This window comes from Psychrobacter sp. DWR1-2-3, assembly GCF_049896465.1.
GTDB classification, from domain to species: Bacteria; Pseudomonadota; Gammaproteobacteria; order Pseudomonadales; family Moraxellaceae; genus Psychrobacter; species Psychrobacter maritimus.
Window position 1 is genome coordinate 477,572 of the sequence record NZ_JAFCUJ010000001.1, and the last position, 17,597, is coordinate 495,168.

Annotated in this window: 14 protein-coding genes; 2 read left to right on the plus strand and 12 right to left on the minus strand. The window is 44.6% G+C overall.

What is annotated here, in order from left to right; all coding sequences use genetic code 11:
- The first annotated feature begins 146 nt into the window (after positions 1-146).
- Positions 147-1,025, plus strand: coding sequence for a LysR family transcriptional regulator (locus ACP7AA_RS01915; protein ID WP_426222476.1), 879 nt, complete (start codon positions 147-149; stop codon positions 1,023-1,025).
- A gap of 62 nt (positions 1,026-1,087) precedes the next feature.
- On the opposite strand, the gene ACP7AA_RS01920 is transcribed toward ACP7AA_RS01915, so the two are convergent.
- From ACP7AA_RS01920 to epmB, 8 genes are all read right to left on the minus strand, one after another.
- Positions 1,088-1,378: a DUF4031 domain-containing protein gene (locus ACP7AA_RS01920; protein WP_426222477.1), complete on the minus strand. Its 291-nt coding sequence runs from the start codon at positions 1,376-1,378 to the stop codon at positions 1,088-1,090.
- A 68-nt stretch (positions 1,379-1,446) separates the two neighbouring features.
- Entirely contained in the window at positions 1,447-3,768 is a 2,322-nt protein-coding gene (locus ACP7AA_RS01925) for a transglutaminaseTgpA domain-containing protein (protein ID WP_426222478.1), read from the minus strand.
- Between the two features lie 5 nt (positions 3,769-3,773).
- Complete coding sequence (locus ACP7AA_RS01930; protein WP_426222479.1) at positions 3,774-4,847, minus strand: hypothetical protein; 1,074 nt, start codon at positions 4,845-4,847, stop codon at positions 3,774-3,776.
- Positions 4,848-4,936: 89 nt separating this feature from the next.
- Positions 4,937-5,896, minus strand: coding sequence for an AAA family ATPase (locus ACP7AA_RS01935; protein WP_426222480.1), 960 nt, complete (start codon positions 5,894-5,896; stop codon positions 4,937-4,939).
- A 115-nt stretch (positions 5,897-6,011) separates the two neighbouring features.
- Entirely contained in the window at positions 6,012-6,467 is a 456-nt protein-coding gene (locus ACP7AA_RS01940; protein WP_426222481.1) for a c-type cytochrome, read from the minus strand.
- Between the two features lie 283 nt (positions 6,468-6,750).
- A complete protein-coding gene (locus tag ACP7AA_RS01945; protein WP_426222482.1) occupies positions 6,751-8,859 on the minus strand; it encodes an EAL domain-containing protein in 2,109 nt (702 codons plus the stop codon).
- A 296-nt stretch (positions 8,860-9,155) separates the two neighbouring features.
- The gene (locus ACP7AA_RS01950; protein ID WP_426222483.1) at positions 9,156-10,976 is read right to left on the minus strand and encodes a hypothetical protein; all 1,821 of its coding nucleotides are present in this window, start codon (positions 10,974-10,976) and stop codon (positions 9,156-9,158) included.
- 229 nt (positions 10,977-11,205) lie between these two features.
- Positions 11,206-12,213: an EF-P beta-lysylation protein EpmB gene (gene epmB / locus ACP7AA_RS01955; RefSeq protein ID WP_426222484.1), complete on the minus strand. Its 1,008-nt coding sequence runs from the start codon at positions 12,211-12,213 to the stop codon at positions 11,206-11,208.
- 174 nt (positions 12,214-12,387) lie between these two features.
- On the opposite strand from epmB, the gene efp reads away from it, so the two are divergent.
- Positions 12,388-12,960 (plus strand): elongation factor P, encoded by a 573-nt coding sequence (gene efp, locus ACP7AA_RS01960; RefSeq protein ID WP_201563216.1) that lies wholly within the window; start codon positions 12,388-12,390, stop codon positions 12,958-12,960.
- A 123-nt stretch (positions 12,961-13,083) separates the two neighbouring features.
- On the opposite strand, the gene ACP7AA_RS01965 is transcribed toward efp, so the two are convergent.
- The 4 genes from ACP7AA_RS01965 to ACP7AA_RS01980 all read right to left on the minus strand — a co-directional run bounded on the left by ACP7AA_RS01965 (position 13,084) and on the right by ACP7AA_RS01980 (position 17,274).
- Positions 13,084-14,934 (minus strand): ATP-binding protein, encoded by a 1,851-nt coding sequence (locus tag ACP7AA_RS01965; RefSeq protein ID WP_426222485.1) that lies wholly within the window; start codon positions 14,932-14,934, stop codon positions 13,084-13,086.
- Between the two features lie 21 nt (positions 14,935-14,955).
- Complete coding sequence (locus tag ACP7AA_RS01970; protein ID WP_426222633.1) at positions 14,956-15,762, minus strand: tRNA threonylcarbamoyladenosine dehydratase; 807 nt, start codon at positions 15,760-15,762, stop codon at positions 14,956-14,958.
- A gap of 207 nt (positions 15,763-15,969) precedes the next feature.
- The gene (locus ACP7AA_RS01975) at positions 15,970-16,959 is read right to left on the minus strand and encodes a TatD family hydrolase (RefSeq protein ID WP_426222486.1); all 990 of its coding nucleotides are present in this window, start codon (positions 16,957-16,959) and stop codon (positions 15,970-15,972) included.
- A 90-nt stretch (positions 16,960-17,049) separates the two neighbouring features.
- On the minus strand, positions 17,050-17,274 hold the full coding sequence (locus tag ACP7AA_RS01980; RefSeq protein WP_426222487.1) for a hypothetical protein: 225 nt from the start codon (positions 17,272-17,274) through the stop codon (positions 17,050-17,052).
- Positions 17,275-17,597: the final 323 nt, after the last annotated feature.

A 17,597-nucleotide genomic window follows, 5' to 3' on the forward strand; every position in this document is an offset into this window, starting at 1 on the left:
CATCTTATAGTGCTGACTTAGTAGACACAAGCCACTGTTGTGAGAGCCCGTACAGCTTTAAACTTTTATACTGACCATTATAGTCGTTTCTGAAATGATAACAATGTGCTATATTTGCAAATATCTTTTACACAGTGGTAATAATCATGCGCTGGGATGGTATTAGCGAGTTTGTCTATGTAGCAGAGCACGAGAGCTTTACGCGTGCGGCAAAAGAATTGGGCATTTCTACCGCGCAAGTTAGTCGGCAGATAAGCGCTTTAGAAAAACGACTGAACATTAAATTACTCTATCGTACGACGCGCAAGGTATCACTGACAGAAGAAGGCCGCGTGTTTTATCAGCACTGCCGCGGTGTGCTCGATGGCTTGGATGCTGCTGAGCAAGCAGTGAGTAACTTACAATCAAAGCCGCAAGGCAGGATTAAACTGACCGCTCCTGTCACTTATGGCGAGCAGCAACTGTTGCCACTGGTCAATGATTTCATGGTGCAATATAGTGATATCGAAGTGACGGCTTTTTTGAGCAATCAAAAAATTGACTTAATTGATGGCGGTTACGACTTGGCAATTCGTATTGGCAAATTAAGCGACTCAACCATGATGGCAAAAAAACTTAGCCGTCGTACCAACTTCGTCTGTGCCGCACCTACTTATCTTGAAAAATACGGCACACCGCATTCTTTGAGCGATCTGAGTCAACATAACTGCTTACTTGGCACGCGTGATTATTGGCATTTTATAGAAAACGGTAAGAACGCTGATAAAGAAAAAAACCTGCGCGTGTCTGGCACGGTGCAATATAACAGCGGTCACAGTCTAGTCGATGCGGCGTTAAAAGGTCTGGGTATCGTGCAGCTGCCTGACTATTATGTGCAACAGTACTTAGCATTAGGCGAGCTGGTCAGCTTATTGGATAACTATAGAGAGCCTGAAGAAAGCATTTGGGCTATTTATCCGCATAATCGTCATTTATCGCCAAAGATTAGATTGCTCGTAGATTATCTGGCAGAGCGTTTGGCTTAATAAAGCTTGAAAGTGTCAATTTGAAATAAAAGCTGCTCATTATTATAAGTTTAATAGACGCATTATTTGTAAGATTTAGACCGTGTTATTGGAGCGTTTAACTCTACTTTTAACTTCTTCGCACATTCGATAATCTTTTTTCGACCAGCAGGAATAGCACCATATTCAATCGCTGTCTCTCGCATTTGCACCGTCACATCATAGTGCGGATAACTGGCATGACGGTGGAATAAATGCGAATCTACTTCAATCAGCGCAGCAAAATCATGCAACTCTTGCAGGGTATCTGCCAGCATATGGCACCACTTATAGCCTTTAAATTCTATCTGCATAAAATCGACGTATATCGCCATAGAGTCGCCTCCTTTATTATCATTAGCTATTTTATCATGTGCTAAACAATGCTTTCACAAAACAGCCATTAGAACAATTCACGTGCATCTTTCTTAAGCTGTTTCAGTACGGTTTGGTATTCGCTATCATTGGTTTCAAGGCTGCTTAGACGTCCATAACGTAGTTGACGATAGTCCTGCCTCATCTGGATGATTTTTGCTTGGACAATTTCTGAGTGACCGCTATCTGTTAGCTTACTCACTTTACTGCTCTTCTTACTACTTTTAGCATTGGTCTCAGCGTCGATATCAGTATTTGAATCAATTTCTCGGTCATTAACGGCTATTGCCAAGCGCTCAAGCCAAGCTAGCTGCCCTTCGCTCTCTTTACGAGTAAGCGCTTTATCACTTTTACCAATACGTTTTGATAACTGTGCAAGTGGCAGGTCTGCTGGATGCCAACGCTTACGGCGACGTTGCCAAATGACAAAGACCAAAATCACCATGACGGTAATAGCACTCGCCGCTAGCCAAATAATTTGCTGCGAGATTGAACGGATGTTAAACCATTTGAGTAGCGAGTCAGCTTGCTTGTCCTGATCGTAACCAACGACGTCTTTTTGCCAATAGTAGCTCGCTTGGTCGGAGAGGCGGCGTAAGGTCTGTAGCATTTGATACTGCTGATAGCTGATTTGTGCCCCAGCACCATCACCGAACATTGTCGCCCCTTGTGCCTGTGTCAGTGCATCCATACCCTGCTCGACACGCTCAGGCGCAACAAATGCCGTTGGATCGACACGTATCCAACCTTGACCCTCAAGCCAAACCTCCGTCCAAGCATGTGCATCCTTTTGCCGTACTTCCCAAACATTACCACCGCGGCTCAGCTCGCCACCTTGATAGCCCGCGACGACACGCGCTGGAATGCCAGCGGCGCGCATCATAAAGGTGAAGCTGGAAGAATAATGCTCACAAAACCCCGCTTTGGTCTCAAATAAAAACTCATCAATACGGTTATTATTCAGTCGTGGCGGAGACAATGTATAACGAAATTCCGTTTGGTTAATCCAGCGCTCAAGTGCTTGCATGTAGCGTACTGGGTCTGAGTCTGATTGCGCAAATAACTGCTGCGCCAGTGTTCGCGCTTGCGGATTGCCGTCAGCTGGCAGCGTAAGATTTAGACGGCGCGACTCATCAGAGAGAACAGGGTCAATACGCATCGGTGCAAATTGCAATACCTCGTAGCGCAGCTGCTGGGTAACCGGCTGGTCTTTTAATAAGGTAAAGTCTGAGGTGATACTGACGTCTTGGCGCTGAGCAAAAGGATAATCAAGTCCAAACAGCCAGTTTTGCTGCGTTGGCTCTAGGATAATCTCATAACTGGTCGGCGCAACTTTTACTTCATCAGGGATAGTTGCAAAGGCACTCTCAATCCAAGCAGGTGCTTGCGGTGCAGGCTGCCATTGTCGTTGCTGCGCGCTAGGACGCCAAGTGACTCCATCAAAATCGCTAAAGACCAAACCACGCCAATAGAGCTGCTGCTGTGGTGGGCGGTTATCTGCAAACTCTACCCGAAACGCAAGCTCGGTCGATTGTCCTAAATTGGCAAAGTCACCGGGCGACATACTATCAGAGACACCCGTGGTCGCTTGCTGACCTGAGAGCTGCACTGACCATAGCGGTGGCAAGCGCGGAAAAAACAAAAATAGTACGATTAATAACGGCAACGCCCCAAGACCTAGTACACCTAAAGTACGCAAGCGACCATCACCACGAGCATTGCCATCGTCATTTAAAGCAATAAATGCCAACAACACAATGACCGCCCCGACGATTACTTCTAACGTCGTCACAAGGCCTTGATCCATCAAAAATAGCGCGGCAAGGACAAACAGTGAAAGATTCAATACCACATAAGCATCACGGCGCTTATACATCTCCCACAACTTACTGATGAGACATAGCACCAAAAACGCTACGCCCATATCGAGACCGAAAGCGGTATTATAAGTCAGCCACAGACCTGTAAGCCCCAATAAGAAGCCGAGCATTTGCATGCTTTGATAGACACGTTTTAGATGCGCTAATTTTTTAAATCGCGCTTTCACACGCGGCAGCTGAGCAATAATACTGACCACTGCAAAACCCATTAGCCATAACGGCAAATGCGCTGCATGCGGTAAGATAATAACAACTTGAGCAATTAATACCCAATAATAGGCTGGTAAGGCGAGTAGCTTGCGAGTCCATTTAGCATTGCTGCCCTGCATAGCATGAGCATAGGTATGAGCATTGATATTTTGACCCAAAGCCAACTGCTCAAAGCTTATAGATTCTATAAAGTCTGATTTGTTAGAGCCAATAGAGGCATCGATTACTTTTTTTGAAAAAAATCTTTTAGAATTGCTCATATTAGTCATGGCGCTTTTGCCAACCTTAGCAAGCACGCTTGCGCAAAGCCATTACCGTCACCCATCGTTGCAGCAGAATGCTCATTAAAGGGCGTGTCGCCGGCTAAACGCATGTTAAATGGCACACCCAGCTCACCTAATGTCACTACGCCATAAGCCAGTTGTGCGAGTTTTTGTTCATGACGCGCCGCTGGCATATCAGCATAATCCAACGTTTGCTCATGACCGACAGGGTCGGCAAAATGCTTGGTAAACATTCCCTGACCGCGCGCCACATGACCCCAAGAAACCCTTGCTAGCGACTCACCCTCGATATAGTTATCTAGCCGCTCAAAATCGTCCTGACCTTGCCTAGTCTGTCCACCCGTTGGCAAATCCTCCTGACTGGCAACGGCATACTGGGCCTGCCAATCAAAGACTTCAGGTTTTGGATACACCCAAGCGCTACGGGCAAAATAGACATAAGACCATGCGCGCATAATACCTAACGGATAAACGGTTTTGATGATTAATCTTGGTAATGTCAGCTGCCCACGACTGTGCGTTTGTACAGGCAAACGAATCACTTGCTCGCCTTGCAGTCGTGTCACCAATATCGACTCTTGAGTACTAGCGCTATTTTTGATTTTCTTATTGGCTTTTTTATCTGTCTTACTATTAAGCTTGCTATTAGCTTTGCCGTCAGTCTGCTCAAAGCTAAATAACAGCTGCCGTCTTGGTTGACGGCTCTCACTAATCAACTGCAAGGTCACCCAGACAGGCGCACCTGCTTCTGCCATGGTTACTTCTATTAATTGTACTTTAAGACCTGAGATATGGGCAAAGGTCACATGAAAGCTGATAAGCCAAACGCTGACCAGATAAAAACACAGACCCAACACCAAGTTATTGCCATAGTTGATACCAGCAATAAAGGTGATGATTAATAACACCGCATATAGCAGCCCTTCGCGGCTAAAAAAGATATAGACATTACGCAAATTGAGCGTGGCGCTATCGCTTTTTGGTGCCCGCGCGGCAAACCAACGGCGTAATGCAGAACTAGCTGGTATGGTGAAGGCTTTTGGCAAAAGGCTCATGACTACCCTATTCTGACCTTAAAATTAATAGTCTTATCGCTAATAAACGAGCAGCTTTGGAAGTAAATCTATTATGAGCAAACAAATGGTCAAACAATAACAGCCACTTCTGCCAAAATGCGTTGAGCGATGGTCTGCATCGCTTGCCCACCAGTCACATGCGCGGGTACAAAACGCTGACCGAGGCGATGATCGGTGACGGCAGCAAACACGGCTTGGATATCTTCAGGCGTGACCTCCATATGCCCCGACACGTAAGCATAAGCCTGTGCAGCACGCTGTAGCGACAGCACGCCACGCGGTGAAAGACCGTGATACTCAGAGCTTGCACGTGTTTTGGCGACCAGTCTTTGCAGGTAATCTAACACTACATCCGCGACATACACTTGCTTGACGCCTTGCTGCGCTAATAATACAGCCTGCGTATCAAGCACAGCGGGCAGCTCTTTTAATAGCTCGCGGCGGTCTTGACCTTTTAGAAGCTCGCGCTCCGCGGCAGGTGATGGATATCCTAGCGACAAGCACAATAAAAACCGATCTAGCTGCGATTCAGGCAGTGGATAAACGCCCGCTTGCTGCAATGGGTTTTGCGTAGCAATGACAAAAAATGGCTGCGGTAACGTATAGCTCTGCCCATCTTGGGTTACTTGCCGCTCTTCCATCGCTTCTAGTAGCGCACTTTGGGTCTTGGGACTAGAGCGATTGATTTCATCAGCCAGCAACAACTGAGTAAAGATAGGACCGGGACGAAATTCAAACTGCTGTTTGCTTTGGTCATAGATGCTCATGCCCAAAATATCAGCCGGCAGCATGTCATTGGTAAACTGTACGCGGCTAAAGCTCAGACCGAGTAATTGCGCTAAGCCTTGCGCCAACGTCGTTTTCCCCATGCCCGGCAAATCTTGCAACAATAGATGCCCGCCAGCCAGTATGCCGCTCAGCGCCAACTTGATGGCTTGCGGTTTATCTAGCACAATTTGATTTAACTGCGTCATTAGCTGCGCAATTTTTTGCTGGTTACGGGGATAGTCATTGGCGGCAGGGTTCATTATCAATTCTTAGCTCATTTTTTATGGTGATGATTATTTTAAATAGCCATTTTAAATAGCCATTTTAAATAGCCATGTGAAACAGCCCTGTCAAATAATCAGGTTAAATCGGGCGTTACTTTATATCATCAGCGGTTGGCACCGGTGCACGAAGCGTTGATAGATAAGCAATCACATCGGTACGCTCCTGAGCATCTGGCATCGGATCTGAGAGCATTTTCGAGTCTGGCATGGCTTTTTCTGCATCAGCGATATAAGTATCTAGCGTCTCAGCATTCCATACCCAACCTGATGTCTTAAGCCCTTCACTATAAGTATAATCTGCAAGCTCGGCCGCTTTGGCACCATATATATTCATCAACTGCGGACCTTTTTTATTGAGTCCAGGATTTAGCTGATGACATTGACCGCAAGCATCTTGATATATAAGCGCACCATTATCGGCGTCGCCCTCGGTATAAAGTGGCAACGTTACAGGATCGCGATAGTCAGGCGGCGTTTTCTCACAAGCGCTGAGCAATAAAACAGCGGCAAACATAACGCTTAATTGATATTTTTTGAGTATAGACATGTTGTAGAAATCTTTAATTGAGGGGCATTGGCTATGTATGCGTCTACCTCGACCATTATACAAGGCAAAGAGTGATGAACCTACATAGCACTGCGTAGGAAATATAGGGGTAACTGCTAAAAATTAATAATTGCTGATTTTGCTAACATAAAGGTTGCTTAGCTCGCCTTTAGTTAAAATCCAATCGCCTTTTAAAGCTCAGTTGCCAGTTAAAGCCCAGTTGCCTGAAATTTTTCACCTATTAGGTTTAGGTTTATGCGTTAATTTAGGCTTAGATAATAGCTTAACTCTCACTAGCCACTTTGATGCTATTGCTAGGCGCTTCGAGATAAAAGCCTTGCAGATAACGCGCGCCCACGCTCCAAGCAACCGACATGGTCGCAGCATCTTCAATATAAGGCATCAAGACATCGACGCCAATCTCATTGGTACGGACGATAAGCGATTTAACTGTCTCTAGATTTTCAGGGGTATCTATCCCTTCCACGTAACTACGGGCTAGACGCACCATATCAGGTTGCACGAAATTGGCAACCTCAACAGCCTTAGCAGACGAGCCAAAATTACTGATACATAACTGGCAATTTACTTGATTAAGGGCGGTAAACTGAGATTTAGAGACGGTTAAATGGTCAGCAATATCGTTTTCATTAAACTGTAAGGTTAATGCACCCGCTTTACCGCCCACCGCATTGATTAATTGACTGGCCACACTTGGCAGCTTTTTATCTATCAAAGAGGCGTTGGTCAGTTGTACCAGTAAGCGCGCTTCTGGATGGGATTTACGCACGTCATTGATTTTTTTACAGGCATTGATGAGTATCCAGCGGTCTATTTTTTCAAGCAAATTATGCACTTTGGCCACTGCCATAAACTGGTCGGGCGTCAATATCGTATTGTCCGCATCCGCCAGTGGCAAGCGCAGGTATACCTCAAAGAAATCACTGCGATCATGATTAATGTCATATATCGGCTGAAACAACAGCTCAAAGCGATTATTGGCAATCGCATCGACCAAAGACTCGGCCAGCGCATGATCATCACTATTGGCATGTTCACTGGCGTCATATAGATGATATCTGCCGCCATGATTGGAGGTTTCAATCAGAATTTGATTGATCGCATCCATCGCCCGCTCGAGTAGCACTCTCGGTTCAGGAGTGTTTTTTTCTATCTTAACGATAGCGATACTTGCTGTGGTATTTGTCGTCCGCTTATCGACTTCGATAAACAGCTCACTGATGGCTGAACCAATTTTCCCAGCCAGTTTTTCAAGATCTGCGGTGCTTTGATTCTCCACCAAGATGGTAAAGACCGTATCACTAAAACGGCTTACATGGCTTTCTTCTAAGAGCTCGTCTGTTAACAGCTTATCTAAAGCATAGGCGACTTGCTTAACGGTGGCATCTATCCCTTGCAGACCCAGACTGCTTCTAATTTTGCCCACATTATCGAGCTGAATATAGAATAACCCTGCCGTCGACGCACCCTGTTTTGCTTGTTGATATAATGCCGCGAGCTGCTCTTCAAAGCTGCGGCGATTATGAATACCTGTCAGGCTGTCTTTACGCTCAGCCTCAGCCAAACGCTTCGCAACTTCAGCGCTATTACTGTTGTTTTGCTGAATAATAATTTGGGTAACGGGCTCACCATCTAAAGTTGCCGAGGCCAACTGTAATTTTGCCTCAAAGGTAGAGCCATCTTTACGTTTGCTCTCAAAATTAAACTCAACGTCTTTACGGCTTCCTTTATCAAACTGACGTAAAAACTGTTTAAAGGCTTTAACATTATCACCGCCTGCAATCAAATCAATCACAGGTATACCGATAATGTCATTCATCGCCTCAAAGCCAAACAACTGCAGATAAGGGTCATTGGCAAAAATATGAATCCCTTGGTCAATATAAGCGACCGCACTTTTTGAGTTTTTAATCAGGACGTTGGCACGTTGTTCTGCTTCAGACAAGACATGACGCAAGGTTTTAAGCTGCTGACGACAGCGCAAACTCTCATGCTGCAAACAAATCGCCATGACGACTGCCATCTCTTGCTCTACGCAAAGGGCTTTAACCATCGTACTATTCATCACAGCCGGCAAGCCGTCTTCGTTTTGAGCGCTGGCAGCAGCCTCCTTATTCATCAAGCAAATCGTTGGCAAGTCTATACTCTGCTCTTGAACGACACCAACCACGTCAGTAAAGCTCATATCATAAGCCTGACCAAACACCAATACATCCCATGATTGACGTAGCGACTTTAATAGCTCTTCTTTATCATCCAATAAACCTAAGTTCACATTGTCATAATATGACCCTAGCAATGCTACCAGTCGCTCAGCGTAAAGCTGGTCGTCATCGATTACTAATAGGTTTAAGACGGACTGAGTACGCATAGGAAGCCTTTTAAATCATAATAGCGGTTTTGTCATTATAAACAATAATCTAACCGACTGCTGCTTAAGTTACAATCACTAAGTGTTGTTTATCAAATTGTTGTTTATCAAATTGTTGTTCATTCAATTACGGTGATTAAGTCGCTCTTATTAAGCTGCAATCATAATGCCATCTTCTCATGAATTAAATCTGATGAATTAAATGCGCTCAGCACAATGTTAGAGTTTAAGTGTTCAGCGTTCAACGTTAAACACTGAGTATGGCAAAGTTATCTTATGCTTTGATAAGTAGGCAGTTAAAGTTGCGCCACTTCATATTGGCTAAACTCATCTGTCATCATTAAACGCCGCACTAAGCGCAACGTTTTTTGTTTGGTATTGATACGCATCATCACTCTATCCCCCACTTGAAAATGAGACGTCGGCACAATTAGGCTAGAAGGCGTTTGCAGCTGCTCGTCATCACCAACGACAAACGCGGGCACAAAATGCCGACTGCGACTATCTCTATCTTGCAGGCGAATACCACAAGCAATGAGCTGATGCCCCAGTACTTGCCAATCAATTTCCGGTTTTTCTAGATCTAAATTGAGCCAGCGTACCACGCCTATAGACCAATCAGTCGAAGCTGGATTTTCAGAGCGACACAATAAGAAAAGACTCATCGTTCGCAGTGGCGGCGGAGCAATAGAGTTCAGGGTATCATTTTCTGCAACTTCGACTATAGCCTTTACTTTTTTGCTGTTATATTTTGCTTTAGGGGTATTTTCTCCAGCTCTGCTTACGCTGATAGCTGGCTCCACTGAATCTGGCAGCAAGCGCAAGGTACGAAAGTCGGACAAAGCATTGTCACTATCAAACGTTTCTACCCCTAACATTGTATTATTAGAAACGGTATTAGCAGACAGCTTTTTTGGCACGGTATCATAGCGAGGTTGCTGATGCTCAGGCAGATATTTTGCCGCAGTGAGAGTCGATAAGCTTTGCTCATGACTAACGCGGTAATGAATGTCATTAAACCCTGTAATGATATGGGCCTGTTGTTTGGCGCTTTGTCTAATCGGTAGCGTCAATGGCGGCTGAATATAGCGATAGCTCAAGGTTATGGCAACCGTATTCATTAAGGATGATTCAACCCCTTCTCGACCTTCCTCGATGAGGGTGTCCCTACGGAATTTTAGGTAGGTAACCAGCGGCGCCAACTCTATAAACACACAATCATGATGAGCATCATAAGGGTTAATGGCAGAATGGGCGGTCAAATAGGTGGGTGGATTGTCACTGTGCAGATTGACGAACACCTTTGTTTCCGTCTGCGGCTCTATAGATGCGACGAGATGTTCGCTCCACTCTAGGAGCAAACGCTGCACCATTAGCACAGTGGCGCGTCGCATAGCGCGTACGTTCAATAAACTATGCAAGCATAGCTGACCATATAATTGATGAATATTATCCGCGCAATAGGTCGTAATATAAGAACTCAAATCGATATCAACGGTTTGCTGTTGGCACGCCATATAATAGAGCTGATTAATATTAGACCATAAATATGGCACAGGCTTCTGATAACAAAGCGCCTCTTCGAATAACAGCTTTTGATACATCAACAGCGTTTGGTAAGTAGCAATGGCTAACGTGATTGATAAGGCTTTCTCATTGGTCAGATAGCGCTGCAAAAGACCGTTTGATGCTTGCAGCTTTTTATCTTTTAAAAAGGTGATTTCTCGCTGTATAACACCGTCATAGACCATAATCATTAAATAATACAGCGACTTCACCTGCACCACATAGCCGAGCTGATAGTCGTTAAAAGCATTTGCCTCATATATATAGTGTTGGCGCAGCATCGCAATCAGCTTATTAGCTGCCTCCAGCACAATATTGAGTAATGTCAGACGTTGCCGATCATCTATAGCTGCCACGCGCAACTCTGTAAGGACTTTTTCTAGCTGCTCTGTTTGCTGCGCCTCCGTTTGCATGGGCAACAGCGCCGCCCATTTAAGCAAGTGCTGCTCATCTTTATTAAACGACTTCGTTAAATCAATTGATTTCGTTAACGTCCGCGATAAGCGCGCATCAATGCTTAAATACTGTTGAAACGTCGATAAATTTACCATTACTATCCTTAGTAATTACGCAAGTTATCAATAGGTCTATGCAGGTTTAATGCTTTATTTACCTCAGCAACATTAGCCCTAGGCATGACTATTACCTGACCTATTAACGATTTTTTAGTACTGTTTTTTAATGGCTTTTCTTTATTTGGCGCTGGCTGCTGCGCTTTTATTAAAAACTATTTTAATCGTTCTTTGTTTACTAAAACAAAAATATACTATATTGCCCATTTTAAGCATCGTTGTAAATATCAATCGGCACTTTAAACGGTTTATTTGGCAACTCTCTGACCAGTTTTGGCACTAAGTAACCGGGCAATACGGCGAGTAACGACCAATAAAGCGCAATGGCGGCGCGCACATCACTATCAAAATGAGCCGCGCCTGCCACTTTATCCAACACATGCAGATAATATGGCAGCACGCCGGCCGCAAACAAGCGCTGATTGAGTGCCGTTTGCACCGCCACGCTGTCATTGATACCCTTTAATAATACCGCTTGGTTTAATAAGGTCACGCCAGCCGCGCGCGCACGCTGCAAGTACTCAGCGGTCAGCGCATCAATCTCATTGGCATGGTTACAATGGATGACCATGACGATTTGACAGCGGCTTTGCGACAATCTATCCAATAAGGCATCATCTAAGCGCGCTGGAATCACCAATGGCAAACGGGTATGCAGCCTGATGGTGGTCAGTTGCGGAATCGCCTCTAAGGTATCGAACCAAGCAAATAAGCGTCTGTTGGTGACATTTAACGGGTCGCCGCCGCTTAAAATCACCTCATTGATTTCAGGATGGGCGCTGATATAGTCGATAATGTGTTGTTTGGCATCGGCGGTTGGCATATTGGCGCTATAGTCAAAATGCTGGCGAAAGCAATAACGACAATGAATCGCACAGGCACCGGTAATCGTTAACAATACTCTTGACTGGTATTTATGCAATAGGCCTTTCACCGGATTGTGCGTATTTTCACTTAGGGGGTCGGCCACGTAACCGGTGACAGCGATTTGCTCTTTTTTATTGGGCAATACTTGTTTGAGCAGAGGGTCATTACTGTCACCGACCGTCATTTTTGCCACAAAAGCGCGCGGTACACGCAGCTGAAAGTGCTCAGGTATATAGACCTCTGAGCGCAGTGATTCCAGCTTTAAAAGTCCAAGCAGCTCATCAATAGAGGTTATCGCTTCGGATAATTGCGTTTGCCAGTTTTTTTGTGTGATTAAATGGTTTATCATGACAACCTTATACCTGTGCCCAAAAGCCGATATTATACGCTCTTAGTGCGTAAGCTATCAAAGCGTACGAATTATTCATAAAACACTGAGCATCATAAGCGATTTTAGCGCAGCAAGGCCAAAACCCCACATCCAATTAGTGATGACAATACTTACAACCCTTAGGAGTCTTCCGTGGCAAGTTTTTCTACTAACGAATTTAAAGCTGGTCTCAAAGTCATGCTCGATGGCAACCCTTGTGCCATTCTTGAAAACGAGTTCGTCAAACCTGGTAAAGGCCAAGCTTTTAACCGCGTTAAGCTGCGCAACCTTCGTAGCGGCAAGGTATTAGAGCAAACGTTTAAATCAGGCGAGAGCTTGGAAGCGGCTGATGTGCTAGACACTGAAATGAACTATCTATACAACGATGGTGAATTTTGGCACTTTATGCACCCTGAAAGTTTTGAGCAGTTACAAGCTGACAAAACCGCGATTGGTGATGCGATAAAATGGCTAAAAGACAACAGTAACGCCCTTTGCACCATTACCTTATTTAATGGTGTGCCATTATCTGTAACGCCGCCTAACTTTGTTGAATTGCAAATCACCGAAACTGATCCTGGTCTCCGCGGTGATACGTCAGGCGGCGGCGGTAAACCTGCCAAGCTAGAGACAGGCGCGGTGGTACGTGTGCCATTATTTGTTCAGCAAGGTGAAGTGGTTCGTGTTGATACGCGTACCGGCGATTACCAAACGCGCGTTAGCTAAGCGTTTTTATGCCTGACATGTTTTATTAAATAAAAAAAGCTTAACCGCTCATAAGTGGTTAAGCTTTTTTAGTGCTGAATGCTTTAACATCTATTCTTTTTTAGAATGCTCTACCCTTAAATATTATTCTTCCATCGACTGTTTATGCATCAGCCAGTACTGCACTAGAGCATTAAGTTGCTCTTGTTTAAATGGTTTGGTGCAATAGTCCTGCATCCCCACATCAAGGTACTTTTTGCGCTCGCCATCCATCGCATTGGCGGTCAAGGCGATGATAGGTGGCAGTGCTTGTGGGTCATAAAGCTCATGTAGCTTAATGGTTGCCTGTACGCCATCCATAATGGGCATATGATGGTCCATCAAAATGACATCATAGAGCTCAGGATTTAAAGCAAAAATCTCAATCGCTTGTTGCCCATCCCCAACATGAGTGACGGTATGACCGCTATTATTAAGCGCTTTTTTGGCAATCATGGCATTAACGCTGTCATCTTCGACTAACAAGATATGTCCGACAAGCTCATGACTTGGCGTTGCCATGGTAAAGTCATTTTCGTCTTGCCATGTCTCGTAACGGGCCTCATCGATAGTCGGTAACGGCAGTAATACAGTAAAGGTTGTGCCGATACCGACGGCGCTGTCCACTTCAATATAGCCGCCCATCAAGTCTACCAACGACTTGCAGACAGACAAACCAAGTCCCGTACCGCCATACAGGCGATGCGTATATTTATTGGCTTGATCATAAGCGTCAAATATCGCTTCTAACGATTCAGGTTTAATGCCGACACCCGTATCTGTGACCTCAATACAAAGCGTCATATCTTGATGATTGACCACACCACTATTATCGGTATCATAATGAGAAGCCTGTTCTTCCTGCTTTTCTAATACGTGGTTTTCTAATACATGGCTTCCTAAATAACTATCTTCATGACAGCCAGAGTTATAACCGCCCTGTTTATCATCACAAGGATTGTTTTCCATGTGCTTAACGTCAATCGTCACTCGACCGCCTTCGCGGGTAAATTTGATGGCATTATTGACCAGATTAACCATGATTTGCTTAAGTCGTACGGGATCGCCTTTGACATACGGCGATAATGACTCGGTGTAATGGTAATCTAGAATCAAGCCACGTTGACGGGCTTTGACCGCAAACAAACTCACCACTTCATTACATAAACTCGATAAGTTCATCGGAATAGAATCGATAGTCATCTTGCCCGATTCAACTTTTGATAAATCCAAAATACCGTTAATAATCGCCAGCAAATGCTCATTTGAGACTTTGATATTATCAATATACTCTTGCTGCTCAGCGCTCAGCTCGGTCTCGCTTAACATCTCAACCATACCGATAATACCATTCATCGGCGTGCGTATTTCATGGCTCATATTGGCCAAAAACTCAGACTTCATCTCATTGGCATGTTTGGCATGACGCTGCTGGTTTTGTAGCTGCAAGGCATCGGCGGCCATCATCGCAAACTGTGCCAATAGCTCGGCGTGCTTGTCCGCAAACTCATGGTGCGGCTGTACATCCATCAAACATAAAGAGCCCAAACGGTATGTTTTACCGTCCTCATTCATGATAATGGGCGCGCCAGCATAAAAACGCAGATGTGGCGATTCTGTGACTAAAGGGTTTTGATTAAAGCGGCTGTCGGCTGCTAAATCAGGGACGACAAAAACCTCATCTGAGAGTATAGTATAATTGCAAATCGCCACTTTACGCGTTGTCGTACAAACTCCACCAAGCCCATGACCCGATTTTAAGTATTGGGTGTCTTCATCCATAAAAGTGATGGTGACTATCGGCATATTAAAAAACAGTTTGGCAAGCTCAGTTAAGCGTGCAAAAGCAGGTTCCTCATTATCATTCATTACCTGATATTTTTTGAGTCGATTGATACGCTCAGCGTCATCTGCTGCGATGGGATAATCGTTCTTTGGCAAGTTGGATGTAGACAAGATGGACTCCATTAATTCATATCAGACGCTTGGCTTAACCGCTGCCTGCTTGAGCAATAATTGTAATGCCTCGCTGACCATCAGCATCGCCACTACCGAGGTGACGACTACCGCCGAGCCATAACCGCCGCAGTGCAAGCCACCTGTTTGACAGCTTTTATCGACGCGCGGTGGTTCTGTTGAATAGACACACTTAATACCGAATTTTTCTTTCAGCGCGCTATTGATGCCTTTTTCGTGGCGCAGCTTATTGCGCAGCTTGGCCAATAGCGGGTCTTGATAACTGTCGCGTAAATCACTTACCTTAATCTGGCTTGGGTCTATTTTACCGCCTGCCCCGCCCGCACAAACCAATTTTAACTTGTTAAAGCGACAATGTAATGAAATCGCAAGCTTGGCATTCATATCATCAACACAATCTAAAATCACAATCGGATTATTTTGCGCCGCCGCTTTCGCTTGTGCGCGACTGGGCAATAACTCAGCGACGTTCTCAGGGGTCAAAAAGTCATCTATCAAATGTAGCGTGACTTTTGGATTAATCTCACGGATACGGGTCGCCATCGCTGCAATCTTACTTTGCCCAAAGGTACTGTCTAACGCCGGCAGCTGGCGATTGACATTAGAGGCAACCAACACATCCAAATCAATCAAAGTAATAGTGCCCACTGCTGTACGCGCCAATGCTTCTGCTGCCCACGAACCTACCCCACCGACACCAATCACATAAACATGCGCTGCGGCAAAGGTATCGACTGCCGATGCGCCATAGAGAGTTTGCGTGCCTTTAAAGCGGCGCTCGTATTGCTCATCTGCATCGTCCGCCATATCTGCGCTTGCAGAAGCAAGTTGCTGTTCATTATGATGTTCATTAGTAGTAATGATATCTAGATTAGCTAAAGTAGCTGTTTGGGTTGTGGTTTGCTGCAATTGCGCCTCTTCAGTCATAACAAGTTAAAGCCCTTTTAAAAGGTGATTTATTATTCAATTATTTATTACTAAACTGTCTATTATTAAGCAGTTTTTTTATCATTATCAGGCTGGATAACGCCAATCAGTCTGCAAAGCGTTGCAACTGTTGTGCCACAATTGCTCAGCAAGAACGGCTGGCGGCACATCGAGTAGCTTACTTAAACTCAGTAATACCCATGGCAAATTGGCAGGGACATTTCTATTATGAGCGGGCGCATTGCCCCATTCATTATCTGGGCTTTGCCCGAGCGCCGACTGACTATTGCCCGACTCTTGACACATGATAGGCGTCATATCTGGACAGTCCGTCTCAATCACCAAACACTCAATACCATAACTAGCGACAGCTGCTTGAATAGCGCGGCGTAGCTTCTTGGCGTTTGGATTGGTCACTTGACCAGTTACCCCAAGCTTAAAGCCCAGCTTTACAAACGCTTTCGCCTCTTGCTCACCACCACTAAAACTATGGGCGATACCGCCAAGCTCATGAGCATCATAGTCATGCGCTTTGAATAATGCCAATGCTTCAGCGTGCGCTTTACGGATATGCAGCATCACGGGTAACTTATGGCGCACAGCCATGTCTAATTGAGCATTAAAAAAATACTGTTGCTTTGCGAATATCTCAGGCTGTTTCATCTCATCAGTAAAAGTATCGAAACCAATCTCACCGATGGCCAATGGACGCTTTTTATCCAGCATCTGCGCCATACTTTCTAGATGCGCCTCAGTATGCTGCTCAATATAAAAAGGATGTAAACCTAGGGCAATATGCGCCTTTAAATGGGGCTGTTGCGGCGCATCTGCTTGACCTGCAATAGACGATGGATACCGCTCATTGATTAAGCGTTCAGTATCATACAAGCGCTGAAAATGACGCTGCAAATACCCTACCAATACCAGATGGCGTATCCCTTGCTGATACGCTTGCTGTATCTGCTGGTCTCTATCAGCATCAAATACCGGTGCATCAAAATGAGTATGGGTATCAATTAAAGGAAGAATAGCAGGTAATTCTGTATTAGCGTTAAATGATGCGCCAATGACCGTCATCAATAAACTCCAAATTTCTTAATGGTTAAAGCAATTTATTTCAATAGCATTTTTTATCGGCAATAAAGCCATTATTATTAATCACAGCTTCTATTTTAGCGCTGATTCATCTTCTTTAGTGAATTTATTAGCAACTTTATTATTCACTTCATTTTCAGCGTTAGCCGCTAGTTTGCTATCTGCTTTTAGACTACTACGGCGCGGGAGAAGCAATAGCGCTAAGCCAACTGCCCCTAAACGCAACCACTTCTTTTTACGATTATTGCTATTACTATTACTACTATTACTACTATTACTACTATTAAGATTGCGCATTATTTTCACCGACGTGTTTTTACAAAGGCACTTTCACCAAGGCACTTTCACCAAAACCTATTATACGTTGGTTAATCGTTGTTTATGCATACTAGATTTATTCAAACAGGCGTCATTCAAAAGAAAGGTTATAAAAATTACTAATGAAAGCAATAAGTTATTATCCTAGGTTGCATTATACGCGCATCAAAGAGGCACTATGTATATCTGTGTTATGAATACGCAAACTAATGTACGGCGTCACTATCGTGCCGTACATTTAAGTATGCTTGTTATTGAGTATGAGCTTAAGAATTGAAACTATTGAGGCTTAGGCCCGTATC